General features: G+C 72.8%; 13 protein-coding genes. 6 read left to right on the top strand and 7 right to left on the bottom strand.

The window, feature by feature from the left end:
- Positions 1–79: 79 nt before the first annotated feature.
- Positions 80–1,099, top strand: a complete 1,020-nt coding sequence (locus tag ACZ4TR_RS41330) for a neutral zinc metallopeptidase (RefSeq protein WP_364527240.1) — start codon at positions 80–82, stop codon at positions 1,097–1,099.
- Here the strand turns inward: ACZ4TR_RS41330 and ACZ4TR_RS41325 are convergent.
- Together ACZ4TR_RS41325 and ACZ4TR_RS41320 are read right to left on the bottom strand one after the other, a co-directional pair.
- Positions 1,092–1,520, bottom strand: coding sequence for a hypothetical protein (locus tag ACZ4TR_RS41325; RefSeq protein WP_465293677.1), 429 nt, complete (start codon positions 1,518–1,520; stop codon positions 1,092–1,094). The genes ACZ4TR_RS41330 and ACZ4TR_RS41325 overlap by 8 nt on opposite strands.
- A 105-nt stretch (positions 1,521–1,625) precedes the next feature.
- On the bottom strand, positions 1,626–2,705 hold the full coding sequence (locus ACZ4TR_RS41320) for a potassium channel family protein (protein ID WP_465293565.1): 1,080 nt from the start codon (positions 2,703–2,705) through the stop codon (positions 1,626–1,628).
- A gap of 92 nt (positions 2,706–2,797) precedes the next feature.
- Between ACZ4TR_RS41320 and ACZ4TR_RS41315 the strand changes: the two genes are divergently transcribed.
- Positions 2,798–3,115 carry a DoxX family protein gene (locus ACZ4TR_RS41315; RefSeq protein WP_465293564.1) on the top strand — a complete coding sequence of 106 codons (318 nt, stop codon included), beginning with the start codon at positions 2,798–2,800 and terminating at the stop codon, positions 3,113–3,115.
- A gap of 94 nt (positions 3,116–3,209) precedes the next feature.
- Here the strand turns inward: ACZ4TR_RS41315 and ACZ4TR_RS41310 are convergent, their stop codons facing one another.
- Together ACZ4TR_RS41310 and ACZ4TR_RS41305 are read right to left on the bottom strand one after the other, a co-directional pair.
- Entirely contained in the window at positions 3,210–6,458 is a 3,249-nt protein-coding gene (locus ACZ4TR_RS41310) for an ATP-dependent helicase (protein WP_465293563.1), read from the bottom strand.
- Between the two features lie 103 nt (positions 6,459–6,561).
- Positions 6,562–9,774, bottom strand: coding sequence for an ATP-dependent helicase (locus tag ACZ4TR_RS41305; protein ID WP_465293562.1), 3,213 nt, complete (start codon positions 9,772–9,774; stop codon positions 6,562–6,564).
- Between the two features lie 223 nt (positions 9,775–9,997).
- On the opposite strand from ACZ4TR_RS41305, the gene ACZ4TR_RS41300 reads away from it, so the two are divergent.
- Positions 9,998–10,321 (top strand): MGMT family protein, encoded by a 324-nt coding sequence (locus ACZ4TR_RS41300; RefSeq protein WP_465293561.1) that lies wholly within the window; start codon positions 9,998–10,000, stop codon positions 10,319–10,321.
- Positions 10,322–10,349: 28 nt separating this feature from the next.
- Positions 10,350–11,213 carry a siderophore-interacting protein gene (locus ACZ4TR_RS41295; RefSeq protein ID WP_465293560.1) on the top strand — a complete coding sequence of 288 codons (864 nt, stop codon included), beginning with the start codon at positions 10,350–10,352 and terminating at the stop codon, positions 11,211–11,213.
- A gap of 3 nt (positions 11,214–11,216) precedes the next feature.
- On the opposite strand, the gene ACZ4TR_RS41290 is transcribed toward ACZ4TR_RS41295, so the two are convergent.
- Both ACZ4TR_RS41290 and ACZ4TR_RS41285 read right to left on the bottom strand, forming a co-directional pair.
- Entirely contained in the window at positions 11,217–12,023 is an 807-nt protein-coding gene (locus tag ACZ4TR_RS41290) for a uroporphyrinogen-III synthase (RefSeq protein WP_465293559.1), read from the bottom strand.
- Entirely contained in the window at positions 12,016–12,984 is a 969-nt protein-coding gene (locus ACZ4TR_RS41285; protein WP_465293558.1) for a helix-turn-helix transcriptional regulator, read from the bottom strand. The genes ACZ4TR_RS41290 and ACZ4TR_RS41285 overlap by 8 nt, the downstream gene beginning before the upstream one ends.
- Before the next feature lie 63 nt (positions 12,985–13,047).
- Here ACZ4TR_RS41285 and ACZ4TR_RS41280 point away from each other — a divergent pair, with 63 nt between their 5' ends.
- Both ACZ4TR_RS41280 and ACZ4TR_RS41275 read left to right on the top strand, forming a co-directional pair.
- The gene (locus ACZ4TR_RS41280) at positions 13,048–13,443 is read left to right on the top strand and encodes a DUF3224 domain-containing protein (RefSeq protein WP_465293557.1); all 396 of its coding nucleotides are present in this window, start codon (positions 13,048–13,050) and stop codon (positions 13,441–13,443) included.
- Positions 13,444–13,452: 9 nt separating this feature from the next.
- Positions 13,453–14,550 carry a DNA glycosylase AlkZ-like family protein gene (locus tag ACZ4TR_RS41275; RefSeq protein WP_465293556.1) on the top strand — a complete coding sequence of 366 codons (1,098 nt, stop codon included), beginning with the start codon at positions 13,453–13,455 and terminating at the stop codon, positions 14,548–14,550.
- A 265-nt stretch (positions 14,551–14,815) separates the two neighbouring features.
- On the opposite strand, the gene ACZ4TR_RS41270 is transcribed toward ACZ4TR_RS41275, so the two are convergent.
- Positions 14,816–15,841, bottom strand: coding sequence for a uroporphyrinogen-III synthase (locus ACZ4TR_RS41270; protein ID WP_364602123.1), 1,026 nt, complete (start codon positions 15,839–15,841; stop codon positions 14,816–14,818).
- Positions 15,842–15,962: the final 121 nt, after the last annotated feature.

Here is a 15,962-nt window from a genome sequence, read left to right as displayed (position 1 = left end):
CGAGACCCTTCGGGACTGCCCAGTGACGCAACCGCCCCACGGCCGGGTACCGCCTCGCGGAACCGTCCAGCCGCCGCCGGTGCCGGATGCGCAACCGGATCTTCCCTGGCTGGGCCGTCCGCACACCGTGTCCCCGCCGCGACGCCGGTCTCCGGCGGCAGTGATCGGGGTGTGCCTCGGAGCGGTGGCCGTGCTGGTGCTCGGGCTGGTCGCGATCGTCGTGCTCAACCGCGCCGAGACACCCCTCGCCAACCCGAACTTCCGGGATGCTCCGTCGTCCCAGGACGTCCCTTCGCAGCCGCAGCCCGGCGGCGCGGGTGCCCCGGCTTCGGCGTCGAGCCCGCCGTCCGAGACGTCGGCACCGAGCGCGACCGGGCCGCAGAAGATCCTCAAGCTGGCCGACCACCCGATCCTGCAGGACCCGAACGCCGGTCTGCAAAACCGCGTCTGCACGCTGCCGACCTGGCAGAGCACGCAGGCGGGTGCGGAAGCGTTCTTCACCGCGGCCAGCAAGTGCCTGGACGCCGCGTGGGGCCCGTTCCTCACCGCCTACGGCCTGCCGTTCACGCCGCCGGCGCTGCACTTCCCGACCGGCGCCAGCTTCGAGACCGAGTGCGGCACCATCCAGGTCGGCATCGCGACCGCCGCGTACTACTGCGAAAACAACCTGTACGTCCCGTTCCGCGGGCTGCAGACCGACCAGTACGGCAACAACCCCGGCGTCTACCTGGCCCTGTTCGCCCACGAGTACGGCCACCACGTCCAGGAGGTCGCCGGCCTGATGGACGCGGCCTGGCAGAAGATCTACGAGGCCGGACAGAACAGCCCCGCCGGGCTGGAGATGTCGCGGCGCAAGGAACTGCAGGCCCAGTGCTTCTCGGGCATGTTCCTCGGCGCGCACGTCGACCAGGGCGGCACGATCAGCCGCGACATGTACAACAAGGCGTGGAACGACCAGGAGACCCGCGGCGACAACACGTCCCGCAGCCACGACCACGGGACGAACGCGCACTACGCGTCGTGGTGGCGGGCGGGCGCGACGAGCAACCGGATCGCCGACTGCAACACCTTCGCGGCGCCGTCGTCCGAGGTCAGCTGACCTTCGCCGCCGGTTTCGGCCGCAATGGGATGCTCAGCCAGAGGTAGACGAACATCCCGCCTGAGAAGCACGCGAACACCAGCAGGGCCATCCCGATCGGGCGCCGGGCGTCCGAGGCGCCCGCCGACGTGTCCGCGGCGCGGACGGTGACCGTCCCCTGGTCCGGCAGCACTTCCGGCACGCCGACGTCGACGCGCTCGCCTTGGCCGTGTCCGCAGCCGTTCAGCGTGCCCTGGTGGGTCTTGCCCGCGATGGTGAACTTCACGGTCTCGACGGCGTCCGGGCGGTCGCACGGCGCGGGCTTGGTGACCTCGGCCGTCACCGGGGCGCCGAGGTCGTCGTTGGAGATGCCCAGCAGCCCCGGGCCGGCGAGCCAGGCGAGCAGTACCACGAGCACGCCCGCCGCGGCGGGGATCGCCACCGTGGGCCACTTGAGATCGAGTGATCGCGGGGGCACTTCGCCATGGTTCCAGATCCGGCGGGCAAAACCCAGGCGCCCTGGTTCCGGTCACCGGCGAAAGTGGACCTACCGCTCGATCTTCTCCGTCTGCGTGACCTTCTTGACGTAGAGCAGCTTGTCGCCCGGTTCGATGGCGTCGGCCTGCGGGGCGTCGATGCGGTAGAGGACGCCGTCGCGGACCAGGCCGAGGACGAGGTCGGACAGGTGCCGCGGCGACCCGCCCTCCTCCGCCGGCTCGACCGGGCGCTCGGCGATCGCCAGGCCCGATTCGGGCGTCAGCAGGTCCTCCATGATGTCCACGACCAGCGGCGTCGACGTCGCCATGCCAAGCAGCCGCCCGGCCGTCTCGCTGGAGACGACGACCTGGTCCGCCCCGGACTGCTTGAGCAGGTGGACGTTTTCCGCCTCCCGCACCGACGCCACGATGTGCGCCTTGGGCGCCAGCTCGCGGGCGGTGAGCGTGACGAGCACCGCCGTGTCGTCGCGGTTCGGGGCGACGACGACCGCGCGCGCGTGCTGCACCGCGGCGACGCGCAGGACGTCGGAGCGGGTGGCCGAGCCGTGCACGGCGACGAGGCCGAGCGCGCTCGCCGCGTCGAGGGCCTGCTGGTCGGTGTCGACGACGACGATCTGCCCCGGGGCGATGTTCTCGTCACCGAGCAGCGCGTTGACGGCGGACCGGCCCTTGGTGCCGAACCCGACGACGACCGTGTGGTCGCGCACCTTCGTCCTCCACTTCTGGATCTTGAACGCCTGCCGGGAGCGCTCGGTGAGCACTTCCAGGGTGGTCCCGACCAGGACGATGAGGAAGAGCACCCGCAGCGGGGTGATCACCAGAACGTTCACCAGCCGGGCGGACGAGGTGGCCGGCGCGATGTCGCCGTAGCCGGTGGTCGAGAGCGAGACGGTGGCGTAGTACAGGCTGTCCAGCAGGGACAGGCCGTCACCGTTGGCGTCGCGGTAGCCGTCGCGGTCGAGGTAGACGATGATCACCGTCAGCAACAGCGCGAGGGTCGCGCCGACGACCCGCTTCAGGATGGAGCGGAGGGGACTGACCGTCAGCTCGGGCATCCGCAGGACGCCGACGAGCTCGTGGTCCGGCCGATCGGTGAGACTGCCGAGCGGCAACCGCCTCAGGGCCTTCATGCACCGGCTCCCAGCGGCAGGTGTCGAGCGTCACTCACGCCCGGAGGATAGCCGAACCGGGTGGCGGGCCGCCGCGTGGAACGATGAAGGCCATGGCTGCCGCACAACGGCCCGCGCACCTCCTGGCCGGCGTGCTGGGCACGATGGGCGTCCTGCACCTCGCCGTGCCGAAGCCGTTCGACGGGCTGATTCCCGCTTCGCTCCCGGGATCCCGGCGGGCGTGGACGTACGGATCGGGCGTCGCCGAGCTGGCCGTGGGGGTCGCGCTGGCGGTCCCGCGGACCCGCCGGCTGGGCGGTTCAGCGGCGGCGCTGATGTTCCTCGGAGTCTTCCCGGGGAACGTGAAGATGGCGGTGGACGCTTCTTCCGCTCCGCGTCCGCGACCGCGCGTAAAGAGGCATCACCCGTGATTGAGCGGGCATCATGCGTGATTGAAGGGGCATCACGGCGATGCCCTCCTGATCACGAGTGATGCCCCTCCAGACACACGTAATGCCCCGCGGGTCACGCCTCGGGGATGTCTCGGAGGAGCTGCCGGAGGCCTTCCGGGTCCAGGAGGTCGGCCGGGCGGATCGTGCGGTTCGCGCGGACGTAGTGGAACGCCGCGCGGACCTGCTCCACCGGGACGTTCTTCAGCGCCGCCCACGCCATCCGGTACGCCGCGAGCTGGACGGCCAGCACCGGCAGCCGGGACTCCGGCGGGACCGAGCCCGTCTTCCAGTCGACCACTTCCCAGTAGCCGTCGGGATGCCGGAAGACCGCGTCCATGCGGCCGCGCAGGGTGATGCCCTCGACGTCGGACGAGAAGGTGACCTCCACCGCGTGCGGGACCCGCGTGGCCCACTCGCTCGCCTCGAACGCCTCCCGCAGCTCTTCGAAGTCCGAGTCGGGCGCCTCGCCGAAGTCGGCCGCGCCCGGGAGGTCGTCGATCTCGATGAGCTGGTCGCCCGCGAACCGGCGCTCCAGCCAGCCGTGGAACTCCGTGCCGCGGCGGGCGAAGCTGTTGGGCTCCATCGGGAGCGGGCGGCCGAGGTCCGTCGCGAGCCGGTCGGCGTCGTCGGCAAGAGCGACCAGCTGGCTCACCGAAAGCTTCGACGGCAGCGGGACCCGCCGGACGCGGTCGTCCTTGCGCGCCCACTCCGCCAGCAGGACGTCGGTGTCGGTCAGCCAGCCGTCCGGGTCATCCTCTTCGGACTCTCCATCGTCCGAAGAGGAGTCCGAAGAGGACAGTGCCTCGGACACCAGCTCCACCCCGGTCTGCACGCCGGTGCGGCGGTCGGCCAGCGGATCGACGGGCCAGCGCGCCGTCCGCGTATCCGACACCAGCGGATTCTCGTCCTCCGCGGCCGGCTCCGGCGCCCACTCGGCGAGCTGCCCGACACCGGTCTCGCGCAGGACGTCGCCGATCTCCGTCAGGAACTCCGACGGTCCCTTGAACCGGCTGCTGCTCTCGTTCCACCAGTGCCCGGACACGATCAGCGCGTGCTCGGACCGCGTCAGCGCGACGTAGCAGAGCCGCCGTTCCTCCGACTGCTCCCGCTCGACGAACCCGGCCTCGTGCAGCTCCAGTCCTTCTTGGACTTCCTTGCGGTCGTAGCCGTCGGCGATCCGCAGTTCCGGCAGGTCCTGCGAGTCACCGCGCAACGCGGCGGGCAGCGACGTCGCGGTCCGCAGCCACGACGACGACCGCCGCCGGCCCGGGAAGACGTCCTGCACCAGGTGCGGGACGGCGACGACCTCCCACTCGAGGCCCTTCGCCGAGTGCACGGTGAGCACCTGCACGCGGTCCGGCACGACCTCGACCTCGCCGGGCGTGAGCCCGTCTTCGGCGTGCGCGGCAGTGTTCAGATAGTCCACAAAGGACAACAGGGTCGCCGTCGGGGCCGTCTCGGCGTAGTCGGCGACGACTTCGGCGAACGCGTCCAGGTGCGCGCGCCCGGCGGATCCCTGGCGCGCCAATGATTCCACGTCCAGCAGCATCGTGCGTTCGACGTCGGCGACCAGCTCCGGCAGCGACTGGTCGAGCCGCCGCCGCAACGCCGACAGCTCCCAGCCGACCCGGCGGATGCGCTTGTAGCCCTCTTCGGAATACCGCTCCGGCGAACCGGGCTCGTCGATGGCGTCGATCAGCCCGGCCTGCTCGACGCGTTCGACGACCAGTTCGGGCGCGTCCGGCTTTTCCGGGCTCGACAGCTCGCCCGCGCGCCGCCACAGCGCGGCTACGTCGGCGGCCGCGAGCCGCCAGCGCGCGCCGGTCAGCAGCCGGGCCGCCGCGCTGCCCGACAACGGATCGGCGAGCACCTTGAGCGTCGAAACGAGGTCCGCGACCTCGGGCTCGTCGAGCAGCCCGCCGAGCCCGACGACCTCGACGGGCAGCCCGCGCGCCCGCAGTTCGGCGGCGATCGGCGCCATGTCGGCGCGGCGCCGCACGAGCACCGCGGCGGTCGGCGGCTTGCCGGTCTCCTCCTGTTTCGCGTGCCAGCGCCGGGCGAGGGCGTCGGCCACCCAGTCGCGTTCGGCGCGGATGTCCGGCAGCAGCGCGCAGGCGATGTCCGCGGGCCCGGCGCCTTCGCGCGCCCGGAGCCGTTCGACGCCGAGGCCGCGGGCCCGCAGCGGTTCGGCGATGGCGTTGGCGAGGTCAAGGATCTCCGGCGGGTTGCGGAAGCTCGTCAGCAGGCCGAAGTCGTGGGCGGGGACGAGCCGTTCGCCGTCGTGGCGCGGGAAGTCCGTGGTGAAGCGGGGCAGGTTGGCCGCGCTGGCGCCGCGCCAGCCGTAGATCGCCTGGGCCGGGTCGCCGACCGCGGTGACCGGCATCGGCTGGTTCTCGACGCCGCCGAACAGCGCCCGCAGCAGGACGCGCTGGGCGTGCCCGGTGTCCTGGTACTCGTCGAGCAGCACGGCACCGAAGCGCTCACGCTCGCCGCGCACGACCGACGGGTAGTTGCTCGCCAGCTGGGCGGCCAGCGACATCTGGTCGGCGAAGTCGAGCGCGCCTTCGTTGCGCTTGCGCCGGTGGTACTCCTCGACCAGCGGCAGCAGCGCGAGCCGGAAGTGCTGCGCCGCCATGATTTCCGTGAGCTTCTGCGGCAGCGCGGCCCGCTGTCCCTTGGCGCGCGGCGCGTTCTCGATGACGCGGCACATCCACGTGGTGTATTCGGCGAGCTGCTCGGTGGAGACGAGGTGCTCGCCCAGCTCGCCGGCGAGCTGCAGGACGTCCGCCGTGACGGTCGGCGGTACGCGGTCGGTGTCCAGCTCGTTGTCCCAAGTGGACACGACGCGGTGCGCGATCTGCCACGACGACGTCTCGGACAGCAGCCGGACACCGGGCTGGACGGGCAGGCGCAGGCCGTGTTCGGAGAGCAGGCGCCCGGCGTAGGCGTGGTAGGTGAGGACGGTCGGCTCGCCGGCGACCACAGTGGACCGCAGGCCGCCGGAAGGGTCGAGCCGGTCGAGCAGCCCGGACCCGGCCAGGCGCCGCAGCCGCGCGCGCACGCGTTCCCCGAGCTGGCGCGCGGCCTTGCGGGTGAAGGTGAGGCCGAGAACGCGGTCGGGGCTGACGATCCCGTTGGCGACGAGCCAGACGACCCGCGCGGCCATGGTTTCGGTCTTCCCGGCCCCCGCCCCGGCGACGACGAGGGAGGGTTCGACCGGCGCGGCGATGACGGTGGCCTGCTCGGGAGTCGGCCGGTGCAGGCCGAGCGCGTCGGCGAGTTCGGCGGGTTCGACGGGATTGGCGACGACGAGCGGACTCACGCGCCCCCCTCGCGAAACCCGGGCGCCGCACTTTCACGTGAAAGTGCGGCTCTGCGGGACAAAGCGGCACTTTCACGTGAAAGTGCGGCGGTGGTCGAGTCGGTCACGGGCCCGGCACCTGCCTGCCCTCGGGGCGCAGCGGGCAGCACCCGCGCGCGGGACAGCGGTCGCAGTCCGGGTTCTCCTGCGCCTGGTAATCCGGCCCCGCCGCCGATGCCGCCGCGTCACGGACCAGCTCCAGCCACTGCTTGCCGCCCACCTCGTCGAGCGGGGGCTGGGACCGCTCGGTCGAGCCCGTCTTGTTGTTCGCCTTCGCGACGTACACCAGCCGCGCGCCGCCGGGCTCGTTGCTGCCCTTGATCGCGCCCAGCAGCACCGCCAGCTGGTACGCCGCCAGCTGCGGGTGCGCCTCCGCGTCCGCCCCCGACACCGGGACCTTGCCCGTCTTGATGTCGACGATCACCGGGCGGCCCTCGGAATCCAGCTCGACCCGGTCGACCCGCCCGCGCAGCAGCACCCGGACTTCGTCGGCGCCGCCCGCCGGGAGCTCGACCTCGATGTCCTGCTCGACACCCGCCGCCTTGAGCTCCGCCCGGCTGCGCTCCAGCCACGTGACGAAGTTCTGCAGCATCTGCTCGACCCGCCGCCGCTCGCGCCGGGAGAACCACGGCGCACCCGCGTCGACGCGCACCCAGGCCTCGTCCAGCGCGGCCTGCAGCTCGGCGTCCGTCTTGCCGGACGCGACGGACTCCGCCAGCCCGTGCACCAGCGTGCCGGTCACCGCGGCCAGCTGCGCCGGGTCGCTGCCGCCGTGGCGCTCGATCATCCAGCGCAGCGGGCACTTCGTCAGGATTTCCACTGTGGACGGTGAGATCCGGATCAGGTCACCCGGCCGGTGCACCGGCTCGTCGGTGGACGCCGGCAGCAGGCCGTACCAAGTGGACGGATGCGCGCCTGGCACCTTCGCCTCGGCCAGCCGCGCGAGCTGCTTCGCGGCCCGACGCCGGCGGGCCGGCTCGGCCTTGTCGTCGCAGACGACCTCGCGCAGCTCGCCCACCAGCTCGGCCAGCACCAGCGACCGGCCGGGCGGCTTCATCCGCGAGTCGAGACCGCCGTCGTCCGCGCCGTTCGCCTCGAGGTCGTCGAGGAACCGCGACGGCTGTTCGTCCTCTCCGGACACCGCGGTGACCAGCAGCGTCTGCTTCGCCCGGCTCATCGCGAGGTAGAACAGGCGCCGTTCTTCGGCGAGGATCGGCGCGGTCTGGGAGACGGCGTCATCGTCCACTCCGGACATCAGGTCCTTCAGCCGTTCCACGCCCAGCACGGATCCGCGCAGCCGCAGGTCCGGCCACGCGCCTTCCTGGACGCCGGCGACGGCCACGACCGTCCACTCGCGACCGGCGGCGGCGTGCGCGGTGAGCAGCGAAACCCCGTCGGACGGGACCGCGGCCGGCGCGAGCGTGTCCCCCGCGATCTGTTGCGCGCCCAGATAATCCGCGAAGGACGCGACACTCGCGCGAGGCAGCCGGTCGACGTACCGGCCGGCCGCGTCGAACAGCGCGACGACGGCGTCGAGGTCGCGGTCGGCCTGCGCGCCCAGCGACCCCCCGCGTTCGACCTGCTTCAGCAGCTTCTCCTGAAGACCGCTCTCCTGCCAGAGCTGCCACACGACCTGCTCGACGCCATCGCCGCGGGCCACGGCCTGGTGCGTGACGCGCAGCAACGCGCCGACGCGCCGCACCGGTTCGGCCTCCGCATCGGCGAGCCCGACGAGGATGTCCCCGCCGCGCAACGCTTCCACGAGCAGTTCGTCGCTCGAGCGCTGCCCGCCACCGGCCAGCTCGAGCCGGCGCAGACCGCGTCGCAACCGCCGCAGCGCCAACGGGTCCGCGCCGCCGAGCGACGACGACAGCAGCATCTCGGCGAGGTCGATGTCGAGCAGCTCCGGCGACGGCGCGAGCTTCAGCACGGCCAGCAGCGGCCGCACCGCGGGCTGCCGAGCCAGCGGGAGCTCCTCGGTCGCCGACCCGATCGGGACGCCGGCCGCGCGCAAAGCGCGTTGCAGCACCAGGAAAGTCCGCGCGGGCGACCGGACGAGCACCGCGATCTCCGACCACGGCACGCCGTCGATGAGGTGCGCGCGGCGGAGCTGGTCGGCGATCCAGCTGGCCTCGGCGGCGGGTGTCGGCATCACGCGGACCCGCACGTTCCCCCCGGAAGCCCCCGCGGGCGGCACGATCTTGCGATGCTGCGATGCGCCGGGCAGCGTCGCGCCGATCTTCGCGACCGCCAGGCGGACGGCCGGGGCGAGCCGGTGCGACGTCGTGAGCGTGACGGTCCGGCTGCCGTCCGGGTCGGCGTCGGCGAACAGGCTCGCGTCGGCGCCGCGGAAGGAGAACACGTTCTGGTCGGGGTCGCCGGCGACGACGAACTCGGCCGCGCTGTGCCCGATCATCCGGACCAGGCTGGTCTGCAGCGGGTCGAGGTGGTGGGCGTCGTCGACGAAGAGGTGCCGCACGCGGGTGCGCTCGCGGTCGCGCAGCTCGTCGTCGTCCTCCAGGGCGAGCAGCGCGGAGGTGACCAGCTCGGCGGCGTCCAGCGCCGGGGCGCTCGCCACGCCGAGCGCGTTGCCGCCCGCGCCCTGCAGCTGCGTGACTTCTTCGTACTGCGCCCAGAACTGCCCGGCGGCGATCCACTCCTCGCGGCCCCGGCGGCGGCCCAGCTCGGCGAGGTCCTCCGGGCCGAGCCCGCGCTCGGCGGCGCGCATCAGCAGGTCGCGCAGCTCCTCGGCGAACCCGGGGACCATCAGCGCGGGCCGCAGCTGCTCGGGCCAGTACCCGGCCCCCTCGTCGAGGTCGCCGGCCAGCAGCTCGCGGACGACGACGTCCTGCTCGGCACCGGCGAGCAGGCGCGGCGCCGGGAGCTCCTCGGCCATCGCTTCCAGCCGCAGCAGCGAGTAGGCGTACGAGTGGACCGTGCGGACGAGGGGTTCGCGGACGGTCCGGGGCAGCGGCCGCGCCTGGTCGGGGTCGAAGGTGAGCCGGCGCGTGATGTCGGCGCGCAGCGCGTCGGCGGCCTTGCGCGACGTCGTGAGCACCAGCACGCTCTCCGGGTCGGCGCCCTCGGCGATGCGGCGGGTGGCGGCCGACGCGAGCAGCGCCGTCTTGCCGGTACCGGGACCGCCGAGCACGCGGCGGAAACCCCCGGGTGCGGAAAGCACCCGCCGGGCGCCTTCGTCCCAGGTGAACGTGGGTGCGTCGGCGATCGGCGTGCGGACCAGCCGCGCGTCCGCCTGCGCCGTTCGCCTCGCGTTCACCCAGCGATGGAACCACGACCGGAGTAACCGGCGTGGCACCGGCACACCTTAACGGCGGCGCGTTCGGTGAAGGTGCCTGTGCGTGCGGCGGGCGGCTACGAAATGAGGCTTATTTCGGTTAGGCCGGCGCTGCGGACCGTAACTCGCCTCCGGAGTCGCGGCTCGCGTCGGCCGACGGCGGAATAAGCCTCACTGTGTCGTACCCGTGCGGCAGAGTGGTGGCATGGACGACGTTCTGCACGAGCGCGTGCGGGAGATCATCGAGTCGGTGCCGGCCGGCACGGTGGCCACGTACGGCGACATCGCGGCGCTCGCCGGCGCGCCCTCGCCGCGGATGGTCGGCGCCATCCTGGCCGAGGACGGGCACGACCTGCCGTGGCACCGGATCCTGCGCGCGAACGGGACGCCGGCGCCGCACCTGGTGCACGACCAGCTGGAGCGGCTGCGCGCGGAGGGCGTGCTGGCCGACGGCCAGCGCGTCGACCTGCGGAAGTACCGCTGGAAACCGGACGGTGACGAAGATCCCGATGAGGAGGGACTGTTCTGAACCCTGATCCTTAGGTTCGCCTCGCCTAATGACGACGCAGGTGGAGCGACCGGCCCTGACGTACCACCGGGCCCAGGTGACCGCGGTCCGGCCGATCACGCCACACATGGTGCGGGTGACCTTCGAAGCGGCCGGCTTCCGCGAAGTCCCGGCCGGGGCGCCCGACCAGTACGTCAAGGTCTTCTTCCCGCAGCCCGGCCAGGAAGCGCCCGAGCTGCCGGAGACCGGCTCCGACGTCATGTCGTGGTACCGCACGTACCTGGCGATGCCCGACGACGTCCGGCCGCCGATGCGCACGTACACGGTGCGGGCGCACCGCCCGGCGTCGGCGGAGATCGACGTCGACTTCGTGCTGCACGGCGACACCGGCCCGGCCTCGGCGTGGGCGTCGCGGGTGACACCGGGTGACCGCGTGGCGTTCCTCGGCCCGCACGGCCTGTACGACGTGCCCGCCGGCACCGACTGGCAGCTGCTGGTCGGCGACGAAACGGCGTTGCCCGCGATCGGCGCGATCATCGAAGGGCTGCCGGCCGGCACGCGCGTTTCGGCGTACATCGAGGTGTCGGAGCGCGAAGAGCGCCAGACGTTCGAGACGCGCGGAGCGGTCGAAGTCCACTGGCTGCTTCGCGGGTCGCGCTCGCGGGGAGAGGCGTTGCTGGACGCGGTGCGCGCGGCGACTTTCCCCGGCGGAGCGCCGTACGCGTGGGTGTCGGGCGAAGCGGGTGTCGTGAAGCTGGTGCGGCGGCACCTGGTGCGGGAGCGGGAGGTCGACAAGCGACGGATCTGCTTCACCGGCTACTGGCGCGCAGGGATCAGCGAGGAGGCGGCGAGCCGGGAAGCGGTCCGCGCGGCCGAAGCAGGCGAAGTCCCGGCCGACGAGGACTGCGCTTGAAAGCTACGTCCCGAGCGTCGTGACCAGCAGTTTCACCAGGGCGCCCAGGCGCTGCCGTTCCGGCTGCAGCGTCTCGACGCCCGCTTCTTCCAGCGGCGCCGCCGTCACCGGGCCCACGCACGCCACCACCAGCGGGCCGCGCAACGCCGTCAGCAGCTCGTCGTACCGGCCGTAGTCGCGGGCCAGCGTCAGGAAGTTCGCCGCCGCCGGGGCGCTCGTGAACGCGAGCGCGCCCAGCTCACCGGCCACGGCCGCGTCGATCAGGTCGTGCACCGGGGTGACGTCCGGCGGCGAGTACCACCGGTACGGCTGCACCTCCACCAGCCAGGCGCCCGCCTCCACCAGCGGCGCCGTGAACTCCGGGGCGGGCGTGCCGTGCAGCTGGACGGCCACCCGCTGCCCGAGCACGCCTGCCGCGGCGACGGCCTCGAAGAGCTCGGCGTTGGACTCGGATTCGGCCGAGAACGTCTCCCGCAGGCCGGCGCCGCGGACCGCACCCACCGCCTTGGGTCCGCGCGCGTAAATCCGTGACTCCCGCAGGCGGTCGAGCAGCGGCTGCCGGAGGCCCCACCCTTCGGCCGCGTCGAGCCAGCCGCGGAAGCCCGCGCCCGTCGTCACGACCGTGATGTCGACCGGGGACATCACCGTCTTCAGAGTCGCCGCGTGCAGCTCGGGGTCGGCGTCCAGGGGCACGATGGTGATCGTCGGCGCGTGGCGGACGTCGGCGTCGTGGCGTTCGAGGGCGCCGATGAACTCCTCGGCCCGGCGTTCGGCCGTCACGCCGATCGCGATCCCGCTCAGCTCACCCATAGATCGCACCCATCCGCTCGATCGCTTCGGCCAGCTCGGCCCGCAGGTCCGCCGGTTCGAGGACCTCCAGGTGCGGCCCGAACCGCAACAGCTCGCCGATGGCCGGTTCGCCCGGCTCCACCGGCAGCTCCACGGTGAGCCAGCCGTCCGCGTCGGGTTCGCCGGTCGCCGAGCGCAATGCGCGGGCGCCGACGGATCCCGCGTAGAACGGTACGAGAGCCTGCGCCCGCGGCGACAGCCGCACCACGGCGACGCGCGGGAACATCCGGCGTTCGAACTGCTCGGACCACGCCTGCCAGTACGCCGCGAGGTCGAACCCGGCGGGCCGCTCGAACTCCTCGCCGAGGTCCGTAAGCTCCAGCACCCGTGAGATCCGGTAGGTGCGGTCGGTGCCCTCGCAGCGGCCGGCGAGGTACCAGTTGCCCGCCTTGAGGATCAGGCCCAGCGGCTCGACGTCCCGCTCGACGACGCGTTGCCCCCAGCGTTCGTAGCGGATCCGGATCCGGTGCGACGACCACACGGCGTCGGCGATCGCCGACAGCGCAGGCAGGCTTTCGATGCCCCGGTGCCAGCCGGGGACGTCCAGGTAGAACCGCTCGGCGACGCGTCCGGCGCGGTCGCGCAGCTCCCGCGGCAACGCGGCGTACAGCTTGAGCTGGGCGGCGGCGAGGACGGTGCCGAGACCCAGCTCGGCCGCGGCCACCGGCAGCCCGGCCAGCGACAGCGACTGGGCCTCCTCCTCGGTCATCCCGGTGAGGCGGGTGCGGTAGCCGTCGACCAGGCGATACCCGCCGGTCCGGCCGCGATCGGCGTACACCGGGACGCCGGACGCCGACAGCGCGTCGATGTCCCGGTAGACCGTCCGCACCGAGACCTCGAGCTCCTCGGCCAGCTCCTCCGCCGTCATCCGGCCGCGGTTCTGCAGCAGGAGCAGGACGGACAGGAGGCGGCTGGCGCGCATGGAGGTCAGTTTGGCAGAAATACCTGACACAAGCTGACAGGTATGCCCGGCAGGGTGGTTCCCATGAACGCATTCACCATGAAGAACTGGGAAGAGAACATCGTCAGCGGGGGCGAAGGGGGGCCGCGAGTCGCCTACGCGCACGCCGCGATGGCCTACGACGGCGTCATCGAGGGTGAATCGGTCTGCGATCTCCTGCTGTACTACGCGGGCGAGGGCTACGAGAGCGGCACGACGACGTCGCCGAGCTTCGAGCGTTTCGAAGGCAAGGTGGACGGCCGCGCAGGGACGTTCGTCGTGAAGCACGAGTTCACGTTCGACGCGCAGGGCATCGCGTCGACGTTCAGCGTCGTGCCGGGCTCGGGCACCGGCGCGCTGGCGGGACTCACCGGAAGCGGCACCGTCGGCGGCACGATGGGTGAGGAGAAGATGGGGTACACCTTCGAGTACACGTTCTAGGAGTCGCACGTGGACCGTCGTCAGGTACTCGCCTACCGCATCGCCGAGCACGGGCTGCACCGCACCGCGCGGGACGTCACCGGCCTCGCGGTCGTGCGGGCCGGGCTGCAGGACAGCATGCGCGACACCGCGCTGCTCGCCCTCGTGGCCCGGCTCGGCGAACCCGTGTCCCCGGTGGACGACCCGCGGCTCGTGCTCGCGTGGACGTTGCGGGGCGCGCCGCACTACCACCTGGACCTCGCCGAGGTGACGCGCGCGCTGGTGCCCCTGGACGACGCGGACGCGCTGGCCCGGATGCTGTGGCAGCGCAAGGACCTGGCGGCGACCGGGCTCGCGGCGGCCGAAGTGGTGTTCACGGCGGCTGCCGCCCTCCGTGCGGTGGTCAAGGAACCGATGACGAAGGGGGCGGCCTCGGCGGCCGTGACGAAGAAGCTGCCGCCGGAGTTCTCCCGCTGGTGCCGCGGCTGCAACGCGACGCACATCCAGGAGCAGCTGATGCGCATCGCGGCGCCGCACGCGGGCGTCCGCCTGGTCGCCGGCGCGACGCCGGCGACCCTGGCGCCCCTCGAAGGGCGCGGCCGGATGCGCAAGACCCCGGACGTCGCCGCGGCGACCGCGGTGGTCGAGTCGTACCTCCGGCTCAACGGCCCGGCCTCGCCGGGTGAGGCAGCGGAGTTCGTGGGGACGGCGCGAGCGGTCGTGGACAAGACGTGGCCGGCGGACCTGGCGCCGGTGAAGGTGGAGGGGAAGACGCGGTACCTGCCCGCCGACCGGCTGACGGCTCTGGAGAACCCGCCGGAGCCGGACGTCGTGCGGTTGCTGCCACCGCTGGACCCGTTCATCCAGGCGCGCGACAAGGCGCTGCTGGTCCCGGATCCATCGCGGCGTAAAGAAGTCTGGAAGATGCTGGGCAACCCGGGTGTCCTGCTGGCGGACGGCGACATAGCGGGCACGTGGCGCACCAAGGGCAGCGGCGCGAAGCTGGCGTTCACGGTGACGGCGTTCGACCCGCTGCGCCCGGGGATCCGCGAGGAGGCCGAGGCCGAGGCGTCGCGGGTGGCGGCGGCGCGGGGATTCGAGAAGCACACGGTCACCTGGGTCGGCTGAGGCGCCTTGCCCGGCCCGGACCAGACCCCCGCCCTCCCTGGGGGGCGTGCCCTTGTCCAGCGTATCGCCGCGGCCGGACAAAAAACGCGCGAACCGGGCCGAGCCGCGAAGTTGTCCACATCCGCCGAAACCTGTGCACAACTCAGGCCTCCACCGGCGGCTCGGTTCGAACGCAGTGAATGACTCATTCCTGGCGTCCGGCGCCAGGAATGAGTCATTCACTGCGTCGGCCGCCACCGGCAACAGGTAACCGAAGGCGCCGGCTTCAGGCGTCCACCGCCAGCCGGTAGCCGCGCTTCACCACCGTCTGCACCACCTTCCCGCCCCCCAGGGAAGTCCGCAGCCGGCCGATCGCCGTCTCCACCGCGTGCTCCTCCCCGCCGCCCGGCAACGCCGAGATCAGCTCGCGCCGAGACACCACCCGACCCGGGGAAGCCGCCAGCGCCCGCAGCAACGCCATCGGCGCCGGTGCCACCTCACGCCACTCGCCGTCCACCACCGCCGACTGGCCGCGCAGCTCGATCGACAACCCTCCCGCCGAGAACCGCGGCGACCGCGCCAGCAGTGTCTCCGACACCGTCCGGGCCAGCGCTCCGATCCGGGCCCGGTGCGGCTGCACCGTCGGTACGCCGAGAGCCGCCAGCGGACCCGCCGTGATCGGCCCGACGCACGCCGCGACGACCGGGCCCGACAGCGCCGAGATCAACCCCGGCAGCCGGCCCGTGCGGCGGGCCAGCGCCACCAGCGAAGCCACCGCCGGCGCGCTCGTGAACGGCAGCGCGTGGATCGACCCGTCCAGCACCCCGTCGAGCAGCCGGTCCACCGGGCCGGGGTCCGCCGGGCCGACCCAGCGGTACACCGAGACCTCGATGACCTCCGCCCCGGCCGCGCGCAGCGCGTCCACGAAGTACGGCAGCGGCTCGCCGTGCAGCTGCACCGCGATCCGCTTGCCCGACACGTCCGTGGAAAGCAGGTGCTGCAACAGCTCCGCGTTGCTCTCGGACGCGGGCGAGTACGCCTCCGAAAGCCCCGCCGCCCGGATCGCGCCGGTCACCTTCGGGCCGCGCGCGAGCAGGGAAGACGACGACAGGCGCGACAGCAGCGCGTCACCCAGGCCCCAGCCCTCGGCCGCTTCGAGCCAGCCGCGGAAACCGATGCCCGTCGTCGCCACGACGGCGTCCACGTGGGACTCCAGGAACGACGCCGTCGCCCGGTGCAGCTCCCTGTCGTCGGTCAGCGGCACGATCCGGATCGCCGGGCCGTAGCGGACACTCGCCCCCTTGCGCACCAGTAGCGGGGGGGGGGGGGGGGGGGGGGGGGGGGGGGGGGGGGGGGGGAGGAGAAAGAGGGGGGGGGGGGGGGGGAGGGGGGGGGGGGGGGGGGGGGGGGGGGGGGGGGGGGGGGGGGGGAGT

The organism is Amycolatopsis sp. NPDC028719 (assembly GCF_055565395.1).
The sequence above is the reverse complement of the archived record's forward strand: the minus strand, read 5'-3'. Positions and strand labels throughout refer to the sequence as shown.